At 40.7% G+C, this 19,198-nt stretch carries 18 protein-coding genes and 1 rRNA gene; 15 read left to right on the top strand and 4 right to left on the bottom strand.

All coding sequences use genetic code 11. The features are described from left to right. Window positions 1-104, top strand: a 5S ribosomal RNA gene (gene rrf / locus H5079_RS17165); the annotation flags it as partial. Window positions 105-772: 668 nt separating this feature from the next. On the opposite strand, the gene rnk is transcribed toward rrf, so the two are convergent. From rnk to H5079_RS17185, 4 genes are all read right to left on the bottom strand, one after another. Continuing rightward, window positions 773-1,186 (bottom strand): nucleoside diphosphate kinase regulator, encoded by a 414-nt coding sequence (rnk, locus tag H5079_RS17170; protein WP_041454318.1) that lies wholly within the window; start codon window positions 1,184-1,186, stop codon window positions 773-775. A gap of 231 nt (window positions 1,187-1,417) precedes the next feature. Continuing rightward, entirely contained in the window at window positions 1,418-3,061 is a 1,644-nt protein-coding gene (groL, locus tag H5079_RS17175) for a chaperonin GroEL (protein ID WP_086995379.1), read from the bottom strand. Between the two features lie 48 nt (window positions 3,062-3,109). Further along, the gene (locus H5079_RS17180) at window positions 3,110-3,397 is read right to left on the bottom strand and encodes a co-chaperone GroES (RefSeq protein WP_011326973.1); all 288 of its coding nucleotides are present in this window, start codon (window positions 3,395-3,397) and stop codon (window positions 3,110-3,112) included. Between the two features lie 107 nt (window positions 3,398-3,504). Beyond that, window positions 3,505-3,981 (bottom strand): FxsA family protein, encoded by a 477-nt coding sequence (locus tag H5079_RS17185; protein WP_011326974.1) that lies wholly within the window; start codon window positions 3,979-3,981, stop codon window positions 3,505-3,507. A 179-nt stretch (window positions 3,982-4,160) separates the two neighbouring features. On the opposite strand from H5079_RS17185, the gene cutA reads away from it, so the two are divergent. The 14 genes from cutA to H5079_RS17255 all read left to right on the top strand — a co-directional run bounded on the left by cutA (window position 4,161) and on the right by H5079_RS17255 (window position 18,992). After that, complete coding sequence (gene cutA / locus H5079_RS17190) at window positions 4,161-4,481, top strand: divalent-cation tolerance protein CutA (protein ID WP_011326975.1); 321 nt, start codon at window positions 4,161-4,163, stop codon at window positions 4,479-4,481. Next, a complete protein-coding gene (locus H5079_RS17195; RefSeq protein ID WP_182684547.1) occupies window positions 4,481-6,292 on the top strand; it encodes a protein-disulfide reductase DsbD in 1,812 nt (603 codons plus the stop codon). The genes cutA and H5079_RS17195 overlap by 1 nt, the downstream gene beginning before the upstream one ends. Window positions 6,293-6,518: 226 nt before the next feature. After that, window positions 6,519-6,971, top strand: coding sequence for a type II 3-dehydroquinate dehydratase (aroQ, locus tag H5079_RS17200; protein WP_011326977.1), 453 nt, complete (start codon window positions 6,519-6,521; stop codon window positions 6,969-6,971). Window positions 6,972-7,004: 33 nt separating this feature from the next. Next, on the top strand, window positions 7,005-7,469 hold the full coding sequence (gene accB / locus H5079_RS17205) for an acetyl-CoA carboxylase biotin carboxyl carrier protein (RefSeq protein ID WP_011326978.1): 465 nt from the start codon (window positions 7,005-7,007) through the stop codon (window positions 7,467-7,469). 26 nt (window positions 7,470-7,495) lie between these two features. Beyond that, entirely contained in the window at window positions 7,496-8,836 is a 1,341-nt protein-coding gene (accC, locus tag H5079_RS17210) for an acetyl-CoA carboxylase biotin carboxylase subunit (protein WP_011326979.1), read from the top strand. 130 nt (window positions 8,837-8,966) lie between these two features. Continuing rightward, a complete protein-coding gene (gene tsaE / locus H5079_RS17215) occupies window positions 8,967-9,443 on the top strand; it encodes a tRNA (adenosine(37)-N6)-threonylcarbamoyltransferase complex ATPase subunit type 1 TsaE (protein WP_011326980.1) in 477 nt (158 codons plus the stop codon). A gap of 52 nt (window positions 9,444-9,495) precedes the next feature. Beyond that, entirely contained in the window at window positions 9,496-10,839 is a 1,344-nt protein-coding gene (locus H5079_RS17220; protein WP_182684548.1) for an N-acetylmuramoyl-L-alanine amidase, read from the top strand. 37 nt (window positions 10,840-10,876) lie between these two features. Further along, window positions 10,877-12,733 (top strand): DNA mismatch repair endonuclease MutL, encoded by a 1,857-nt coding sequence (gene mutL, locus H5079_RS17225; RefSeq protein ID WP_182684549.1) that lies wholly within the window; start codon window positions 10,877-10,879, stop codon window positions 12,731-12,733. 10 nt (window positions 12,734-12,743) lie between these two features. Further along, window positions 12,744-13,661: a tRNA (adenosine(37)-N6)-dimethylallyltransferase MiaA gene (gene miaA, locus H5079_RS17230; RefSeq protein ID WP_182684550.1), complete on the top strand. Its 918-nt coding sequence runs from the start codon at window positions 12,744-12,746 to the stop codon at window positions 13,659-13,661. An 81-nt stretch (window positions 13,662-13,742) separates the two neighbouring features. Further along, window positions 13,743-14,006 (top strand): RNA chaperone Hfq, encoded by a 264-nt coding sequence (hfq, locus tag H5079_RS17235; RefSeq protein ID WP_011326984.1) that lies wholly within the window; start codon window positions 13,743-13,745, stop codon window positions 14,004-14,006. A gap of 16 nt (window positions 14,007-14,022) precedes the next feature. Then, a complete protein-coding gene (gene hflX, locus H5079_RS17240; RefSeq protein WP_011326985.1) occupies window positions 14,023-15,312 on the top strand; it encodes a ribosome rescue GTPase HflX in 1,290 nt (429 codons plus the stop codon). A gap of 101 nt (window positions 15,313-15,413) precedes the next feature. Next, complete coding sequence (gene hflK / locus H5079_RS17245; protein WP_179807603.1) at window positions 15,414-16,583, top strand: FtsH protease activity modulator HflK; 1,170 nt, start codon at window positions 15,414-15,416, stop codon at window positions 16,581-16,583. A gap of 5 nt (window positions 16,584-16,588) precedes the next feature. Next, a complete protein-coding gene (gene hflC / locus H5079_RS17250; protein WP_011326987.1) occupies window positions 16,589-17,467 on the top strand; it encodes a protease modulator HflC in 879 nt (292 codons plus the stop codon). Window positions 17,468-17,678: 211 nt separating this feature from the next. Then, window positions 17,679-18,992 (top strand): adenylosuccinate synthase, encoded by a 1,314-nt coding sequence (locus tag H5079_RS17255; RefSeq protein ID WP_011326988.1) that lies wholly within the window; start codon window positions 17,679-17,681, stop codon window positions 18,990-18,992. Window positions 18,993-19,198 lie beyond the last annotated feature (206 nt).

Raw genomic sequence — 19,198 nt, forward strand, 5'->3', positions numbered from 1 at the left:
TAGCGTTTTGGACCCACCTGACCCCATGCCGAACTCAGTAGTGAAACGAAACAGCGCCGATGATAGTGTAGCATTTGCTATGTGAAAGTAGGACATTGCCAGGCTCCAAATTGTAGAAAGCCCGAATTTAACGATTCGGGCTTTTTTACGTCTGCAGGAAAGTGAGGTTCGTACAATTAATGCCCACTCATCCAACACCTAACACGTAGGTCGGGCGAGCGCAGCGACTCCCGACGATAAAAGAGCATCAAAAATAGCTAGATTGTTGCTTTTCTACTGCGTAGTGCATCGATAGCAAATGCTATTTATTAAGTGAGTATATTTATCCATGCTAATACTTGCTCAGCTGGATTAAGCTATGGCAAATATGGAGGTAAGAGTATCATTGGCAGGTTTTACATATCTATCAATATATTTCCATATGGGTGACTAGCAATGGCCACTGGGTGCTGTCCGGATGGCATAGCATCTGTGGTAATTAGCAAGTGTTGCCGTATTATATCCTTAGTGAGGTGGGAGCTATAACTGCCTCAGTTTTACCTACGACAAGCAATTTATCGGGTTTAGTGGCCTGCACTAATTATAAATTAGAATATTTAATGGGTTGCTGGAATTAACTCCCGGTTATTATCACGCTTAACAGTTAGTAAATTTATGGAAGTGATATTGTGAAATGATTTGAGCTAAAATGATAGCGCAAACTAAAAACCCAACATGAGCTGGGTTTTTAATTAATTTAATGCGCTAGGAGCTACTTATTAGCTTCGTTAAATTATCTATGTAGTTCGCCGACTCTTTCAGGTTGGTAGGTTACTTCTTTTATTTTTACTTTTATTAAACCTCCACCAGGCTTAGGCCATTCAATTTCATCTCCTTGTGATAGCCCAAGTAAAGCGCCGCCTATAGGGGCTAAAATTGATATTTTTTGGCCGCTAGCGTCAAGATCTTTCGGGTAGACAAGAGTTAAATTAAATTCTTCTTTTGAAGATTCTACAACAAAATTTACGGTCGAATTCATGGTAACTATTGTTGCTGGAACGTCTTTAGGATCAACTATAGTTGCTCGCCCTAATTCTGCTTCCAGTTCTTTTTCACCCGCAAAACTGTTTGCTGGCAATGATTCGATTAAATCATATAGTCTATCTGCATCTAATGATGAGATGATTATTTCAGGTCTTTTATTCAACTCAATATCCTTAATAATGTTTATGTAAATAAAACTTACTCTGAGTATGATTCGGCATAAGCTTAATTGCACTAGAATACGTTGAAGTAATTTTTATTTGCAACTCAATAATCAACTATCTTAAGCAATAGTACTTAAGTGACTAAGAGTATAGTTAGTTTTTTATTTTTTCTATAACATTAAAAACCCAGCCGAGGCTGGGTTTTTTTAACCGGGAGGTTTAGGTGGGGTTTACATCATACCGCCCATTCCACCCATACCGCCCATGCCACCCATATCAGGAGCGCTATCATCTTTAGGGATTTCAGCTACCATAGCTTCGGTAGTGATCATTAGACCCGCAATAGACCCTGCAAATTGTAGTGCAGAGCGTGTTACTTTAGTTGGATCTAGGATACCCATTTCAATCATGTCGTTGTATTCGCCAGTAGCTGCGTTGTAACCGTAGTTACCATCGCCGCCTTTAACTGCGTTAATTACAACTGAAGCTTCGTCACCTGCGTTTGTTACGATTTGACGAAGTGGCGCTTCCATTGCACGAAGTGCAACTTTAATACCGTGGTTTTGATCTTCGTTGTCGCCAACTAAATCAACCAGCTTACTTGCTGCACGAACTAGTGCAACGCCGCCGCCAGGTACTACACCTTCTTCAACCGCTGCACGAGTTGCATTTAATGCATCTTCAACGCGGTCTTTTTTCTCTTTCATTTCCATTTCAGTCGCAGCACCAACTTTGATTACTGCAACACCGCCAGCTAGTTTAGCCATGCGCTCTTGTAGTTTCTCTTTATCGTAGTCTGATGTTGCTTCTTCGATTTGTGCTTTAATTTGTGAAACACGACCGTTAATACCTGCTTCTTCGCCAGCACCATCAATGATTGTTGTATCATCTTTAGTGATAATTACGCGCTTAGCTGTACCTAGGTCTTCAACTGTTGCTTTTTCAAGCTCAAGGCCGATTTCTTCTGAAATCACAGTACCGCCAGTTAATACAGCGATATCTTGTAGCATTGCTTTACGACGGTCGCCAAAACCAGGAGCTTTCACTGCTGATACTTTAACAATACCGCGCATGTTATTAACTACTAATGTAGCTAATGCTTCGCCTTCAAGGTCTTCTGCGATGATTAGTAGTGGCTTGCTTGCTTTAGCAACTGCTTCTAATGTTGGTAATAATTCGCGAATGTTAGATATTTTTTTATCTACAAGTAGAATAAATGGGTTATCTAGTTCAACAGTACCTTTTTCTGGGCTGTTAATAAAGTAAGGAGATAGGTAACCACGGTCAAACTGCATGCCTTCAACAACATCGAGTTCGTTTTCCAGTGATTGACCTTCTTCTACAGTAATAACACCACTGTTACGGCCTACTTTTTCCATTGCTTGTGCAATGATGTCGCCAATCTCTTTATCAGAGTTAGCTGAAATAGTACCTACTTGTGCAATTGCTTTAGTGTCAGAGCATGGAACAGATAACGCTTTAAGCTCTGCAACAGCAGCAATTACTGCTTTGTCGATGCCGCGCTTAAGGTCCATTGGGTTCATGCCTGCTGCAACAGCTTTAAGGCCTTCGTTTACAATAGACTGTGCAAGTACTGTAGCGGTAGTTGTACCATCGCCGGCTGCATCGTTAGCTTTAGATGCAACTTCTTTAACCATTTGTGCGCCCATGTTTTCAAACTTGTCTTCAAGTTCGATTTCTTTTGCTACAGATACACCATCTTTAGTGATAACTGGAGAGCCAAATGATTTATCTAGTACAACGTTACGGCCTTTAGGACCTAATGTAACTTTTACTGCGTTTGCCAGGATGTTTACGCCAGTTAGCATTTTAGCGCGTGCGTCACCTGCAAAAAGTACTTCTTTTGCTGCCATGTTTTAAATTCCTCTAAATTCTTAAATGTTTATAAACGAAAAGTAGGTTTAGCCTACAATGCCTAAAATATTATCTTCACGCATGATCAGGTACTCTTGACCTTCGATCTTTTCAACTTTCTCAACATATGAGCCAAATAACACAGTGTCACCGGCTTTAACTTCTAATGCTCTAACATCACCGCTTTCTAAAATGCGACCATTACCAACGGCAACAACTTCTCCGCGGGTTGATTTTTCAGCTGCAGAGCCAGTTAATACAATACCGCCAGCAGATTTTGTTTCTTCTTCTAGACGCTTAACGATCACGCGATCATGTAAAGGACGAATATTCATTTATTTAGTTCTCCTAACAGTTTCTGCGAAGGGCAGAAAAAAGCTTATATTGGTTGCATTCAATAATGGGGGTGTTACGCCAAAATCCAAGCGTAAAATTAAAAAAATTAATCTTTTCGTTCAAACTCACCATCTATGATGGTCGGTTTGTTCACTTGATGAGGATCTGCCTCAGTTTGACTGTGCTGGGTAAATGGTGAACCACCTTGTTGCATACCTGCACTCATACGTACAGTAGCTTGACTAGCAAGGCCGGCTGCCAGTTTGTTGCGAATTACTGGCGTTAATAATAGTAGCCCAAAAACGTCGGTCATAATGCCAGGCGTTAACAATAATACGCCAGCTATAATAACGCATATACCAGTAAATAATTCTTTCGCAGGCATTTGCCCTTCGGCCATTTGAGTTTGTGCTTTTTGTAGCGCGCTCATACCTTGTTGTTTTACCATTTTTGCGCCTAAAATCGCGGTAATAATTACTAGCGCAATTGTCGAAAAACCACCTATTACCTCGCTTACTTGTATAAGTAAGGCGATTTCAATAATAGGAATAATGATAAACAACACAAATAAAAATCTAAACATAAAGCTCTCTAAATAATGAAACTCAAAAGAGTTGATGAAATATAAGTGAGGGTGGAGCGGTCTAATTTCAAGGATACAGTAAGCGCTATTACTATTTTTTTGCAGTTATAGCACCTACACATTACATACGCTATCAGATACTATGCTTACAGACATTATTAAACACATAAAGGTTCATTATGGCGGCGCAATTTAAACTTATTTTTACTACCTGCAAAGATGAAAATGAAGCAAGAGAGCTGGCAAAAGCATTAGTTGAGAGAAAACTGGCTGCATGTGTGAATATTCTACCAAAGGTAGCTTCTATTTATATATGGGAAGGTGAAGTAGTTGAGGCAACCGAAGCTAAACTATTGATCAAAACAAAGTTAGATAAAATGAACGATGTATTTTTAACTATTAAAGCATTACACAGCTACGAAGTGCCAGAGATCCAGGTTGTTGATGTGGCAACGGGTAACCTAGCTTATTTTAATTGGATGGATGAGGTACTTAATTAATGCGTTTTTTCTTTTTGTTACTGGTTGCATTATTAGCGGCTCCAGCTAAGGCTAATAATATACTTGGTGATTTACTTGCACCTCCACAACAAACCTTTTTACAAGTAGACCAAGCATTTGTATTTGATTTTGATCAGCAAGATAATACTTTATTTATAGGCTGGGATATTGCACCTGAATACTACTTATATAAAAATAAAATAGAGATTATTGCCAAAGGCGCGAATATAGAAGTAGGCGACTTAGGTAATGGAGAAGTTATCGAAGATGAGTTCTTTGGTAAAACAGAAGTTTTTTTTAATGCACTTAGTATTGTTAGTAAGCTCAGTAATGTAACTGAGGGAGCAGTAGTAAAAGTGCGTTACCAAGGTTGTGCTGAAGCTGGGTTATGTTACCCACCTGAAGTTATTAGTATTCCGCTAAACAAAATTGCCGGTGAACAGCTGCAAAATGCTGATGATGCTACGCACAGTGCAACCTCTGCAAACGCATTTACAGCATTAAATCAGGCTAATGCGCCGACAAGCAATGCGCCTAAAAAAGATCTGACCTTTACCGAGCAGTTAGCAAGCCAAGGGCTAATTACTAATTTACTGATATTTTTTGTTGTTGGTGTTGGCCTGGCTTTTACACCGTGTGTATTTCCAATGTTTCCAATTTTGTCGAGCTTAATTGCTGGGCAAAAAAATCTCTCAACTAAAAAAGCCTTCGCGTTATCATTTGTATATATTCAAGGTATGGCAGTGACCTACGCGGCATTAGGTTTGGTTGTGGCCGCACTTGGCGGGCAAGTTCAAGGTTATTTGCAGCACCCTTATGTACTTATTAGCTTTAGTTTATTGTTTGTATTATTAGCAATGTCGATGTTTGGTTGGTACGAAATAAAGCTACCAAGTGGCATGATGAACAAGTTAACCCAAGTAAGTAATAACCAAAAAGGTGGCAACTACGTTGGTGTGTTTTTAATGGGCGTATTATCGGGCTTGATTGCCTCGCCTTGCACCACAGCACCTTTGTCAGCGGCGCTATTGTTTGTAGCACAAAGTGGCGACTATTTAGTGGGGGGATTAACGCTTTATGTACTGAGTTTAGGGATGGGACTGCCATTATTGTTACTCGGTACATCGGGCGGAAAACTATTGCCTAAAGCCGGTGGCTGGATGGAACAAGTTAAAACCCTATTTGGCTTTATTATGCTAGTTGTGCCACTTATATTACTTGAGCGCCTTTTAGATGCCGATGTTATTTTATTAATGGCGGGAGTATTGGCCTTGGCAACCGCGCTTTACTTGCATCACTGGCAAAGTAGCCAAACACAAGGAAAATTAAAAACAGCACTGTGGTTTGCTGCAACGTTACTCGTTGTTAGTGGCTTTAACTTAACTAAAAATTATTTTTGGCCAGTACACATGCAAACAATGCAAGTAAGTGCGCAAAGTAATGAGTTTAAGCAAGTAGCCAATTTAACTGAGTTAAAAGCAGCCGTTGCTCACGCTAATGAGCAAGGCCGACTGGTTATGGTCGACTTATATGCTGATTGGTGTATTGCGTGTAAAGAATTTGAGCATTACACCTTTCCCGATGCAAAAGTGCAAAATGAGTTTAGTCACTTTGAGCTTATTCAAGTCGATTTAACCGACAGCGATAACAAAACAATCGAACTAATGGAAGAATATACGGTGTTTGGTTTACCGAGTATTTTGTTTTTTAATACCCAAGGAGAGGAGCTAAGTGCACAACGTGTTACCGGCTTTTTGAATGCTGAAGATTTTGCTCAGCACCTATCTACAGTACGCGCCAGCGTAAAGTAGCAATATAATAGCCCCCCATAATTTAAAGGTGGGGCTATTACTACTGCCTCAACATTTGTACCCAATACAGAGATAAGACCAGTATTTTGCTGTTATTTACGTCGAAATCACTATAATAGTTGGTTAACGTGAGAAATTGTTGTTATCTTATTTTTTATACTCACATTTTTGTAAAAAATTAGTTAACGACTGCTTAACTCATTACTTATAGGATATATCGCGTATTATGGCTGCAAAATTCAAGCTTTTAGTTATAAATGGCCCAAATTTAAATATGCTAGGTAAACGTGAGCCAGATAAATACGGTTCACGTACGCTAAGCGAAATTATGAGCGAACTAACATGTGCCGCTGATAGTTTAAATGTTGAGTTAACGCACTTCCAAAGTAATAGTGAGCAAGCACTGATAGAGCGTATTCACGATACTTGGCAAGCGATTGATTACATAATTATTAATCCTGCTGCATTTACGCATACGAGCGTCGCATTACGTGATGCATTGTTAAGTGTTGATATTCCGTTTTTTGAAGTGCATTTAAGCAACGTGCACGCACGTGAAGCGTTTCGCCATCATTCGTATTTTTCTGATGTGGCGCAAGGCGTAATATGTGGATTAGGTGCAATGGGTTATCACGCAGCGCTTGAAGCTGCAGTAAACCAATTGCAAAACTCAAATTAATTTTAAACACACAAACTAATAGGCGGGCCGTTTATGGATATTCGCAAGATCAAAAAACTTATTGAATTAGTAGAAGAGTCAGGTATTGCTGAGCTAGAAATCACTGAAGGTGAAGAGTCAGTACGTATAAATCGTAATAACATGAGTGCAGGCCCAGGCTATGCTCAGTTTGCGCCACAGCAATATGCACCAGCACCAGTTGCCGCTCCAGTTGCTGCAGCTCCTGCAGCAGCAGTTGAAGCCGCTGCTCCAGCAGCCTCTACAGGTCATCAAGTTAAATCACCTATGGTTGGCTCATTCTACGCTGCAGCTTCACCAGAAGCGCCAGCATACGTAGAAGTTGGTTCTCAAGTTAAAGTTGGCGATACATTATGTATCATCGAAGCAATGAAAATGATGAACCAAATTGAGTCAGACAAAGCTGGTACAGTAAAAGCTATTTTAGCTGAAAATGGCGAGCCAATAGAATTTGATCAACCTTTATTCATCATTGAATAATAGCGCAACCTAAAAGGCCAACTCTAATGTTAGATAAAGTAGTCATTGCAAACCGAGGTGAAATTGCACTTCGTATATTGCGCGCCTGCAAAGAGCTTGGGATCAAAACGGTTGCTGTGCATTCAACGGCAGATCGCGATCTTAAGCATGTATTGCTTGCAGATGAAACCATCTGTATTGGTAAACCAGCAGCAACAGAAAGTTATTTAGATATTCCGCGTATTATTGCCGCGGCTGAAATAACTGACGCTGTAGCGATTCATCCTGGTTATGGTTTTCTTGCAGAAAATGCTGATTTTGCCGATCAAGTTGAGCAAAGTGGTTTTGTATTTATTGGTCCTACTGGCGATACAATTCGTCTTATGGGCGATAAAGTATCTGCAATCGCAGCAATGCGTAAAGCCGGTGTTCCGTGTGTACCAGGCTCAGATGGTCCAGTATCAGATGACAAAGAGCGCAATATGCAAATTGCTAAGCGCATTGGTTATCCGGTAATCATTAAAGCCGCTGGTGGCGGTGGTGGTCGTGGTATGCGTGTTGTGCGCAGCGAAGCTGAACTGATTGATTCAATTGCATTAACCCAGCAAGAAGCGAAGCAGTTCTTTGGTAATGGTATGGTTTACATGGAGAAATACCTTGAAAACCCACGTCATATCGAAGTACAAATTTTAGCTGATGGCCAAGGTAATGCTGTGCATTTAGGTGAACGTGATTGTTCTATGCAACGTCGTCACCAAAAAGTAGTTGAAGAAGCACCCGCTCCAGGAATTACAGCAGAAACACGTAAGTTTATTGGTGAGCGCTGTACGCGTGCCTGTATTGAAATTGGTTATCGTGGAGCTGGTACGTTTGAGTTTTTATACGAAAACGGCGAGTTTTATTTTATCGAAATGAATACCCGTATTCAGGTTGAGCATACAATTACTGAAATGGTTACAGGTATTGATTTAGTTAAAGAACAGCTAAAAATTGCTGCTGGTCAGCCATTGTCGTTCACTCAAGACGATGTTGTTATTCGCGGCCATGCAATTGAATGTCGTATTAACGCAGAAGACCCAGAAACCTTTATTCCGTCACCGGGTAAAATTACACGTTTTCATCCTGCGGGTGGTTTAGGTATTCGTTGGGACAGCCATATTTATGCTGACTACACGGTTCCACCACATTACGATTCAATGATTGGTAAGCTAATTACTTACGGTGAAAACCGTGACGTAGCAATTGCTCGTGCACGTAACGCACTAAATGAATTAGTAATCGACGGTATTAAAACCAATACTCCGCTGCATAAAAGAATTCTTGCAGACGAAAACTTCCAAAATGGTGGGACTAATATCCACTATCTTGAGAAAAAATTGGGACTATAATTCCTCGTTAATAGAAACCGGCGCTTAGCCGGTTTTTTTATCTTTAAAAATTGGCTGTATCACCTTAAATAAATAATCTGGTATGATTAACAAATATGCGCTTTAATAAATTTTTGAGGTAAAGGTAATAATGTCACGTAGTTTTAAGTCTCACTTGAGTGATGATATTGCCACGGTAACAATGGGCAATCGAATTGCGGCTATTATAGAGCAAGGTGCGGTAATTTATTTACATGGCGATTTAGGCGCGGGTAAAACCACCTTTACACGTGGCATAGTGCAAGGTTTTGGCCATACAGGTAAGGTTAAAAGTCCAACGTATACCTTAGTAGAGCCATATGAGCTGGAGCGCGCTAATGTTTACCACTTTGATTTGTATCGTTTAGGTGATCCAGAAGAACTTGAATATATGGGAATACGCGATTACTTTTCAGCGCAAGCAATTTGTGTGGTTGAATGGCCAGAAAAAGGCGGAGAGTTTATTCCTGTGCCAGATTTAAATATTACCTTAAGCTATGTAGGCGATGAGCGAAATATCGTTATTAATAGTGCCAGTGAGCGTGGTAGCGTAATTATTGAAAAACTAAATAACTTAACCTCAGAGTAATAATATTGGTTATATAACAAATAATAAAATAGTTAAGGCAGTCACTATCAACATGAGTCGCGGTGTAATTAAACTCTTTATTTATCTTGTAGCTATCACTACGAGTTCGTCGCTATGGGCACAAAATACCATTAATAGTGTGCGCGTTTGGCCATCTCCCGATAGCACTCGGGTGGTATTTGATTTAACTGAAAAGCCTGACTTTAGTTATTTTATGCTTAAAAATCCTAGCCGTTTAGTGGTTGATTTAGAGCAAACACGGGAGCTTAAAGTGTTACCCGGTATTCCGCCTGAGCATCAAATTGTTAGTAAGCTTCGTTATTCTAAACCAAAAAATAAACACAGCGTGCGCTTTGTATTTGAATTGAGTGCCCCGGTAAAGCCTGTGGTTTTTGCATTAGCACCAACGGGCCCCTATAAAAACAGGTTGGTTGTTGATCTATATGATAAAAGTGAATCATCCACAGCAGTATCACCAGCGCAAACAGCGGCTAAAAACCGTCAATTAAGCCAAGAGCGCGATATTGTTATTGCGATTGACGCTGGTCACGGTGGCGAAGACCCTGGCTCAATTGGCCCATCGGGTACCTATGAAAAAACGATTACATTACAAATAGCTAAACGCTTAGAGAGGATGATTGACTCTGAGCGCGGGATGATTTCGCGTATGGTGCGCAGCGGCGATTACTTTGTAAAGCTCAATACCCGCACCAATCGTGCTCGTGAGAAAAAAGCTGATTTTTTTGTCTCTATTCATGCTGATGCATTTACGAGCCCAGGTCCAAATGGTGCCTCAGTGTGGGTGTTATCACTGCGCCGTGCTAACTCAGAAATAGGTAAATGGATTGAAGATAAAGAAAAACACTCTGAGCTTTTAGGTGGCGCGGCAGATGTAATAAAAGATGCCGCCAATGAAAAGTACTTAGCGCAAGCACTGCTTGATATGTCGATGGATCATTCGATGAAAACCGGTTTGAGCGTTGCTGATGAAGTAGTAAAAGAGCTGCGTAAGGTGGCAAAGTTACATAAAAAAGATCCTCAACATGCGAGTCTTGCAGTATTAAAGTCACCAGACATTCCTTCTATTTTAATCGAAACAGGGTTTATTTCTAATCCCCGTGAAGAAAAATTGCTAAAAAGTGCTAATCACCAAGAGCGTTTAGCCAAAGCTATATTTACCTCAATTAAAAATTATTACTTAAAAAATCCACCTGACGATTCTTTATTTGCCAAGTTAAAGTCGCAATATCCAACCAAGCATAAAGTTCGCCCGGGGGAGTCGTTAAGCATGTTAGCGAGTCGCTACGGCATAACTATAAACAAGTTAAAGCAGGCGAATAAACTAAGCTCTAATACCTTATTTATTGGCCAAGAACTCGATATACCGCAAAGTTAATTGCTTATCATTAGAGTCATGTTTGTTAGGAAGTTGAATGAGTATTGAAATACTACCCGCACGTTTAGCGAACCAAATTGCTGCAGGTGAAGTGGTCGAGCGCCCCGCGTCGGTGGTAAAAGAATTAGTAGAAAACAGCCTAGATGCTGGTGCTACACGCATTCAAATAGATATTGAGCGAGGTGGGCACAAACTAATTCGTATTCGTGACAATGGTGCGGGTATTGCTCAAGACGAGCTTACATTGGCGCTTTCTCGCCATGCAACCAGTAAATTGAAATCCCTCGATGATTTAGAAAATATTTGCTCACTGGGGTTTAGAGGTGAAGCACTGGCGTCAATTAGTTCCGTTTCGCGCTTAACGCTAAGCTCAAAAACTAAACATCAAGAAGCCGCTTGGCAAGCATTTGCACAAGGCCGCGATATGGCTGTGCAAGTAAAACCAGTAGCGCACCCAGATGGCACCACCATAGAAGTAAAAGATTTATTTTTTAATACGCCAGCCCGGCGCAAATTTTTACGTACCGAAAAAACAGAGTTTAGCCATATTGATGAGCTTATAAAGCGCATTGCGCTGAGTCGATTTGATGTATCTATTACCCTTACTCATAATGAAAAAGTAGTCAGGCAGTACCGTGCTAAAACTGATCCTAGCCAAGCAATTGCCCGTGTAGCGCAAGTGGCGGGTAAAGCATTTGCTGAGCAAGGCTTGCATATTCAATCGGGCGAGGGGGGCTTGCAGCTCCATGGCTGGGTATTGCCGGTTGGTTCTGCTAACACCGTGCAGTATACCTATGTAAACAATCGCATGATGCGCGACAAGCTTATACTGCACGCTATTCGCCAAGCATTTGAAGAAGTAAGTGGTGCCCAAGAGTTACCCGGTTTTGTTATTTATATTGATATTGACCCTCGTCAAGTCGATGTAAATGTTCATCCGGCAAAACACGAAGTACGTTTTCATCAAGGGCGTTTAGTACACGACTTTATACTACAAGCAATTAAACAAGTTGTTGTGCCACTGCAAGGTGAGTTTACTAATGAGCCTTTAAATAACCTAGCCGATACGGCATTTAGTCAGACAGACACTGCGCGTTCTCCCACTGGGAATTTTGAGTCGGGTGAGGTATTTGATTATCCTAAATCGCAATTGCAACCATCTCATAGTGTCAGTTCTGGCGGCGCATCGCTAAGTTCGCGTGGTGCGGGAGGGGGTGGCGGCGCCTACAGAGCTGCACCTAGTACTAATCATCATGATATTAATGCTTTTTATCAGGGCGTGAGTGAGCAGCATGCCGCGCATTTTGACCAAGGTGCTCACGTATCTGTTGGGGTTAACCAGTCACACGCTGTGGAGCAGGCAGTTGCTTTAAAAACGGTTGCTATTATCAGCATCAACGAAGGCGTGTGTGTGTTTAGCAGCGAGCAGCAATTGTATTGCTCACATTTTAAATATGCATTAGTTGATGATTGGCATGAGAAAATAAAAGAGCAGGGCAGCTTAGAGGGCAAAGCGCTGTTGTTGCCAGTACGGGTTAATTTATCCAAGCAAGACTGTGAGCTAATAGCAGCGCAACAGTCTTGGTTTACGCTATTAGGTTTTGAGCTAATTATTGAAAAACAGTTTGTGATGGTTAAAAAACTTCCCGCGTGCTTATATTTATTAGACGTTACTAGCGCGGTTGAAAGCCTGCTGGAAGCGTGTAAAGCACCACTTGAAAACATAGAAAGCTGGTTGGCGTGGCAGATGCAGCACACACCAGCGCGTTTTTATTCCAGCAATATCTTTTTAGCGCAGCAAGCCCGCATGCAAAATAATCCGCAAACAATTGAACGTTTGCGTGTAAAAGCAGTTAAAATAGATATAGAGCACTATTTAACGCAATTAGATTAAGGTATTCGTGTTGAGTAATTTACCAGTCATATTTTTAATGGGTCCAACTGCAGCGGGTAAAACGGCGTTGGCAATTTCATTGTGTGAGCATTTAAATACCGAAATAATTAGTGTTGATTCAGCGTTAGTATATAAGGGTATGGATATTGGCACGGCTAAACCCGATGCATCAGAGTTAGCACGTGCTCCGCATCACTTAATTGATTTATTTGACCCAAGTGAAACTTATTCAGTTGCTGATTTTAGACGTGATGCGATAATAAAAATAGATGAATTTCATCAGCAAGGTAAGGTGCCGGTATTAGTTGGCGGCACCATGTTGTACTTCAAGGCTCTGATTGATGGTTTATCACCACTGCCAGAAGCTAACGTGGAAATAAGAGCCGAACTTGAAGCGCAAGCTGCGCAATATGGCTGGCCACATTTGTATCAAGAACTGGTAAAAATAGACCCGCAAGCAGCGCAAAAAATGAGTGAAAACGATTCACAAAGAATTAATCGTGCTTTAGAGGTATACAAATTAACAGGTAAAACCATGACCGAGCTGCAAAAGCAAAAACAGCCGGTTTTACCTTATACTTTTCATCAATTTGCTATTGCGCCAACGCAGCGCAGTGAATTACATCAGCGAATTGAAAAAAGGTTTAAAATAATGCTCGAACAGGGGTTTGAAAATGAAGTTTCGACCCTATATCTACGTAAGGATTTACACCCCAATATGCCTTCTATTCGTTGTGTAGGTTATAGACAAATGTGGGATTACCTTGCGGGTGAAATTGACCATGATGAAATGGTATTTCGCGGCATTGCGGCTACACGTCAATTGGCTAAACGCCAATTAACTTGGTTAAGAAGCTGGCCTGATGTTACATGGTTAACAACGGGTGATGAAGAAAACTTGCATCGTGTAGTAAGTTCGCTAAGCTAGTAGTAGTTGAATAAAATTTAGCTTTGTTAAATAAGTTCAGCCACTTAATTATAATAACACCTAGAACGAAGGAATAATAACATGGCAAAAGGCCAATCGTTACAAGACCCATTTTTGAATGCACTACGCCGTGAGCGCATCCCAGTATCAATCTTTTTGGTTAATGGCATAAAATTACAAGGTAAAATTCAGTCATTTGATCAATTTGTTATTTTACTAGAAAACACCGTAAATCAAATGGTGTATAAACATGCAATTTCAACAGTTGTTCCTGCTCGTGCAGTTAATTTCCAAGGTGTTCAAGAAAATGACGACACTGAAGAACCTGAAGCTGGAAACATTTAAATTAGGAGCGTGATGCTTGTTTGACCGCTATAAATCTGGCGAACAGGCAGTTTTAGTTCATATTGACTTTCCTAAAGAGGGGGATCGCGAAGATCTTCACGAATTAGAATTGTTGGTATCTTCTGCTGGTGTTAGTAGTTTGGCGGTTGTGCAAGGCAGCCGTCAAGCACCACATCCGAAACTATTTGTCGGAACTGGTAAAGCAGAAGAAATAGCTGAGACTGTTAAAATCCACAATGCCGATGTCGTTATTTTTAATCATCAACTCAGACCGTCCCAAGAGCGTAACTTAGAACGCATTTTGCAATGTCGTGTGCTTGATAGAACCACCCTTATTCTTGATATATTTGCGCAACGTGCACGTACCCACGAAGGTAAGTTGCAAGTTGAACTGGCGCAATTGCGTCATATGTCCACGCGACTAATTCGTGGTTGGACGCATTTAGAGCGTCAAAAAGGGGGCGTGGGTTTACGTGGGCCAGGTGAAACACAGCTCGAAACCGATAGACGCTTATTGCGCGCCCGCCTGCAAAATATTCGTGCACGCCTAGATAAAGTTGCTGTACAGCGCGAGCAAGGTAGACGAGCTCGTAGCCGTAACGAAATACCAACTGTATCGTTAGTAGGGTATACTAACGCGGGTAAATCAACATTATTTAATCGTATTACAAACTCAGATGTTTATGCTGCAGATCAATTGTTTGCGACGCTTGACCCAACGTTACGAAAACTTGAGTTAGGCGATGTTGGTCCGGTTATTTTAGCCGATACTGTTGGCTTTATTCGCCATTTGCCGCATGACTTAGTGGCGGCATTTAAAGCGACGCTAACAGAAACGCGAGAAGCCGACTTACAGCTGCATGTTATTGATGTGGCAGATGCACGACTAAAAGAAAATATTGAACAAGTACAATCAGTACTCAAAGAAATTGAAGCTGATGAAGTACCGCAATTATTGGTTTATAACAAAATTGATGCGCTGGATGATATTACTGCGCGTATTGATCGCGATGATGAAGGCCAACCTATAAGGGTATGGCTTTCTGCTCAAACCGGCGAAGGTTGCGAGTTACTTAGCGAAGCTATTAGCGAATTACTTGCTAAACAAATGCTTAGCGAAACATTATTGCTTGCACCACAATATGGACGGTTAAGATCGTCGTTATTTAGTTTAAGTGCGGTAAGCGACGAGCGCTTTGATGAACAAGGTAACTGGCTGTTAGATGTTAGGTTACCTGTAGTTGAGTGGAATCGTTTAATTAAAGAATTTGGTCCTGAAATTGCTGGTTTTATCGTCTGTGATTAAAAATTGATGTAATTAATGTCGGTTTTTGTATAAGAAACGCAGTAGATTTGTTAGATTTAACTCAATTTCCTTATTTATTTAGATAACAATGGAGTATAGCTATGGCCTGGAATGAACCGGGTAATAATGGCAATGATAAAGATCCGTGGAATAACAAAGGCGGACGAGATCAAGGCCCACCTGATTTAGACGAGGTGCTGCGTAAATTCAGTAACAAGTTTAGTGGCTTATTTGGCGGCAAAAAACCGGGCAATGGTAGCGGCGGTGGACTTGGTGGAGCCGGTATTTCATTTATACTTATAATTGCTGTAATTGTATGGGCACTCAGTGGTATTTATACCGTGAAAGAAGCTGAGCGTGGTGTGGTTCTTCAATTTGGTAAGTATGATCGTATTGCTGATCCTGGTCTGCGTTGGAAAATGACCTTTATTGAAACCATAATACCAGTAGATATTGAAGCTGTTCGTTCATTATCAACGTCTGGTTTTATGTTAACTGAAGACGAAAACGTAGTAAGCGTTGAGTTCCAAGTTCAATATCGTGTTATTGACCCATACTTGTATAAATTTAGTGTAACTAATGCAGATAGTAGCTTAGAAGAAGCACTAGAAAGTGCACTACGTTATGTAGTTGGCCATGCAAAAATGGACCAAGTACTAACAAACGGCCGTGAGGTTGTGCGCCAAAATACATGGGATGAGCTGAACAAGGTTATTGAACCTTATAACTTAGGTTTAATTGTGACTGACGTGAACTTTAAAGATTCTCGTCCACCGGCTGAAGTTAAAGATGCGTTTGATGATGCAATTGCTGCACAAGAAGATGAAGAGCGCTTTATCCGTGAAGCTGAAGCATATGCGCGTGAAATTGAACCTCGTGCTCGTGGTCAAGTTACACGTATGACTCAAGAAGCCGAAGGTTATCAAGAGCGTATTACACTTGAGGCACAAGGTGAAGTTGCTCGTTTTGAAAAGCTATTACCAGAATATCAAGCGGCTAAAACAGTAACTCGTGAACGTTTATACATTGATGCAATGCAAGAAGTATTAGGCAATAGCTCTAAAGTACTTGTTGATGTAAAAGGTGGCAACAACATGATGTACTTACCACTTGATAAAATTATGGAAAAGCAAGGCACAGCAACCCGTGTTGCACTTCCTAGCTCAAGTGATATTCAAGATTTACGTAACAAAGTAAATACGTCACGTAACAGCTCTGTTAATAGTGGTAATGACCGCTTTAACAACGATCGTTTTAATGATGGGAGATAACAATAATGAAAAACTTTAGTTTAGTCATACTATTAGCTGCCATTGTAATGTCTTTCTCGTCAGTTTTTGTTGTACCTGAAGGGCAAAAAGCAATTGTTTTGTTATTCAGTAAAGTACAAAAAGACAGTGATGATCAAGCCATAGTGTACAGCCCCGGCTTACAATTTAAAGTACCATTTTTTAGCCAAGTACGTCGTATTGATGCACGTATTCAAACGCTTGATGGTACACCAGACCGCTTTGTAACGAGCGAGAAAAAAGACTTAATTGTTGACTCGTTTGTAAAATGGCGTGTTAACGACTTTAGTGCTTTTTACTTGCGTGCTCGTGGCGATAAGCAATATGCTGAAACGCTGCTAGAACAAAAAGTAAATAACGGTCTACGTACTAACTTTGGTACGCGTACTATTCGTGAAATAGTGTCGGGTGAGCGTAGCGAGTTAATGGAAGAGGCGTTAGTACAAGCTTCTGAAAGTGCCCGCGAGCTAGGTATTGAAGTACTTGACGTGCGTGTTAAGCAAATAAACCTACCACAAGAAGTAAGTAGCTCGATTTATCAGCGTATGCGTGCAGAGCGTACTGCGGTTGCTAAAGAGCATCGTTCAGAGGGTCAAGAAAAAGCCGAAACTATTCGTGCTGGCGTTGATCGTCGTGTAACGGTAATGCTTGCCGATGCTGAGCGTAATTCACGTACAGTACGTGGTCAAGGTGATGCAGATGCAGCAGCTATTTATGCTAATGCGTACAATAAAGATCCTGAGTTTTTTAGTTTTGTTCGTTCGTTAGAGGCGTATAAACAAACCTTTAAAAACAAGCAAGACGTAATGGTTCTTTCACCAGATAGCGACTTCTTTAAATATATGAAAGGTGCTACTGCACAATAAAGCTAACCAATATATTTAAATCTTAAAAGCCTCGCGTTAGTGGGGCTTTTTATTGAAACAGATTTAATGCATTAAACCACTGTTATCTATGTGGTTATTAGTTAATATTTATACATATAAATATACGAGCGGAAAATATAAGCTAAACGGGGTGAACTTTGGCTTTGTTTTCTGGTAGAATCTTGTCCTAATTTTTTTAAGTGAAGTTACAATGGGTAAAAACGTTGTTGTATTAGGCACCCAATGGGGTGACGAAGGTAAGGGTAAGGTAGTTGACCTCCTTACAGATAAAGCATCTTTAGTAGTTCGTTATCAAGGTGGGCACAATGCTGGCCATACCTTAGTGATCGACGGTGAAAAGACAGTTCTGCACCTTATTCCATCGGGTGTATTACGTGACAATGTTAAATGTGTGATTGGTAATGGTGTTGTATTATCACCAGAAGCGCTAATGAGAGAGATTGGCATGTTAGAAGCACGTGGCGTACCTGTACGCGAGCGTCTTTTAATCAGTGCTGCATGTCCATTAATTTTGCCTTTCCATGTTGCATTAGATGTAGCCCGTGAAACTGCACGTGGTGATAAGCCAATTGGTACAACTGGCCGTGGTATCGGTCCTGCGTACGAAGATAAAGTGGCACGTCGTGGTTTGCGCGTAGGGGATTTATTTAATCCTGAACTATTCGCAGCAAAACTAGAAGAAGTTCTTGAATACCATAACTTTACTTTAGTTAATTACTATAAAGTAGATGCTGTTGATTTTCAGAAAACCTTTGATGACGCAATGGCCGTTGCTGATATTTTAAAAGCGATGATTGTTGATGTTACTGAGCTTTTAGATCAAACGCGTTTAGCTGGCGACAACATTTTGTTTGAAGGCGCACAAGGTACGTTACTTGATATCGATCATGGTACTTACCCTTATGTAACGTCTTCTAACACTACAGCTGGTGGCGTTGCTACTGGTGCTGGTTTTGGCCCACTACACCTTGATTATGTGCTTGGTATTATTAAAGCATATACTACACGTGTTGGTTCAGGCCCTTTTCCTACAGAGCTTTACGACGGCCTTGATAAGCAAGACCCAGTTGGTAAGCACTTAGGCGATAAAGGCCATGAGTTTGGCGCAACCACTGGTCGACTTCGTCGTACTGGTTGGTTAGATGCCGTAGCAATGCGTCGTGCAGTGCAAATCAATAGTATTTCTGGTTTTTGTTTAACTAAGCTTGATGTTTTAGATGGCTTAGAAACACTTAAAATCTGTACTGGTTATAAGCTTGAAGATGGCACAGTTACTAACGTAACGCCATTAGCAGCTGAAGGTTACGAAAAAGTAACGCCAATATACGAAGAAATGCCTGGTTGGTCAGAAAATACTGTTGGTGTAACTAGCCTTGATGGTTTACCAAAAGCAGCGATTGATTACGTTAAGCGTATTGAAGAGCTCACTGGTGTTCCTGTTGATATTATTTCTACTGGTCCTGATCGTGTAGAAACTATGATACTTCGCAATCCGTTTGCGTAATATCAACTAGACTTGAAAAAAGCTGCTTAATGCAGCTTTTTTTATGTCTAAAAATAACAATAGAGTATAAATAACCTGAGATCCGGATAATAAACTTATCTCAAGCAGCTATTTTCAGCGCTAACTGCGTTGAATTTACTTGCAATAGGCCAGCTATTGACGCGTAAATTCGCCTTGTTTTCACTGAAAACCTCTGGCTAGAGAAA

The organism is Pseudoalteromonas sp. SG44-5, from assembly GCF_014164175.1.
Lineage (GTDB): Bacteria > Pseudomonadota > Gammaproteobacteria > Enterobacterales > Alteromonadaceae > Pseudoalteromonas > Pseudoalteromonas nigrifaciens.

What these genes read in the sequence shown, in the direction of transcription:
- H5079_RS17255 (WP_011326988.1), top strand. Translation starts at nt 17,679, where the DNA reads ATGGGTAAAAACGTTGTTGTATTAGGCACCCAATGGGGTGACGAAGGT.
- mutL (WP_182684549.1), top strand. Translation starts at nt 10,877, where the DNA reads ATGAGTATTGAAATACTACCCGCACGTTTAGCGAACCAAATTGCTGCA.
- cutA (WP_011326975.1), top strand. Translation starts at nt 4,161, where the DNA reads ATGGCGGCGCAATTTAAACTTATTTTTACTACCTGCAAAGATGAAAAT.
- hfq (WP_011326984.1), top strand. Translation starts at nt 13,743, where the DNA reads ATGGCAAAAGGCCAATCGTTACAAGACCCATTTTTGAATGCACTACGC.
- H5079_RS17220 (WP_182684548.1), top strand. Translation starts at nt 9,496, where the DNA reads ATGAGTCGCGGTGTAATTAAACTCTTTATTTATCTTGTAGCTATCACT.
- tsaE (WP_011326980.1), top strand. Translation starts at nt 8,967, where the DNA reads ATGTCACGTAGTTTTAAGTCTCACTTGAGTGATGATATTGCCACGGTA.
- groL (WP_086995379.1), bottom strand. Translation starts at nt 3,061, where the DNA reads ATGGCAGCAAAAGAAGTACTTTTTGCAGGTGACGCACGCGCTAAAATG.
- H5079_RS17195 (WP_182684547.1), top strand. Translation starts at nt 4,481, where the DNA reads ATGCGTTTTTTCTTTTTGTTACTGGTTGCATTATTAGCGGCTCCAGCT.
- hflK (WP_179807603.1), top strand. Translation starts at nt 15,414, where the DNA reads ATGGCCTGGAATGAACCGGGTAATAATGGCAATGATAAAGATCCGTGG.
- hflC (WP_011326987.1), top strand. Translation starts at nt 16,589, where the DNA reads ATGAAAAACTTTAGTTTAGTCATACTATTAGCTGCCATTGTAATGTCT.
- accB (WP_011326978.1), top strand. Translation starts at nt 7,005, where the DNA reads ATGGATATTCGCAAGATCAAAAAACTTATTGAATTAGTAGAAGAGTCA.
- H5079_RS17185 (WP_011326974.1), bottom strand. Translation starts at nt 3,981, where the DNA reads ATGTTTAGATTTTTATTTGTGTTGTTTATCATTATTCCTATTATTGAA.
- aroQ (WP_011326977.1), top strand. Translation starts at nt 6,519, where the DNA reads ATGGCTGCAAAATTCAAGCTTTTAGTTATAAATGGCCCAAATTTAAAT.
- accC (WP_011326979.1), top strand. Translation starts at nt 7,496, where the DNA reads ATGTTAGATAAAGTAGTCATTGCAAACCGAGGTGAAATTGCACTTCGT.
- H5079_RS17180 (WP_011326973.1), bottom strand. Translation starts at nt 3,397, where the DNA reads ATGAATATTCGTCCTTTACATGATCGCGTGATCGTTAAGCGTCTAGAA.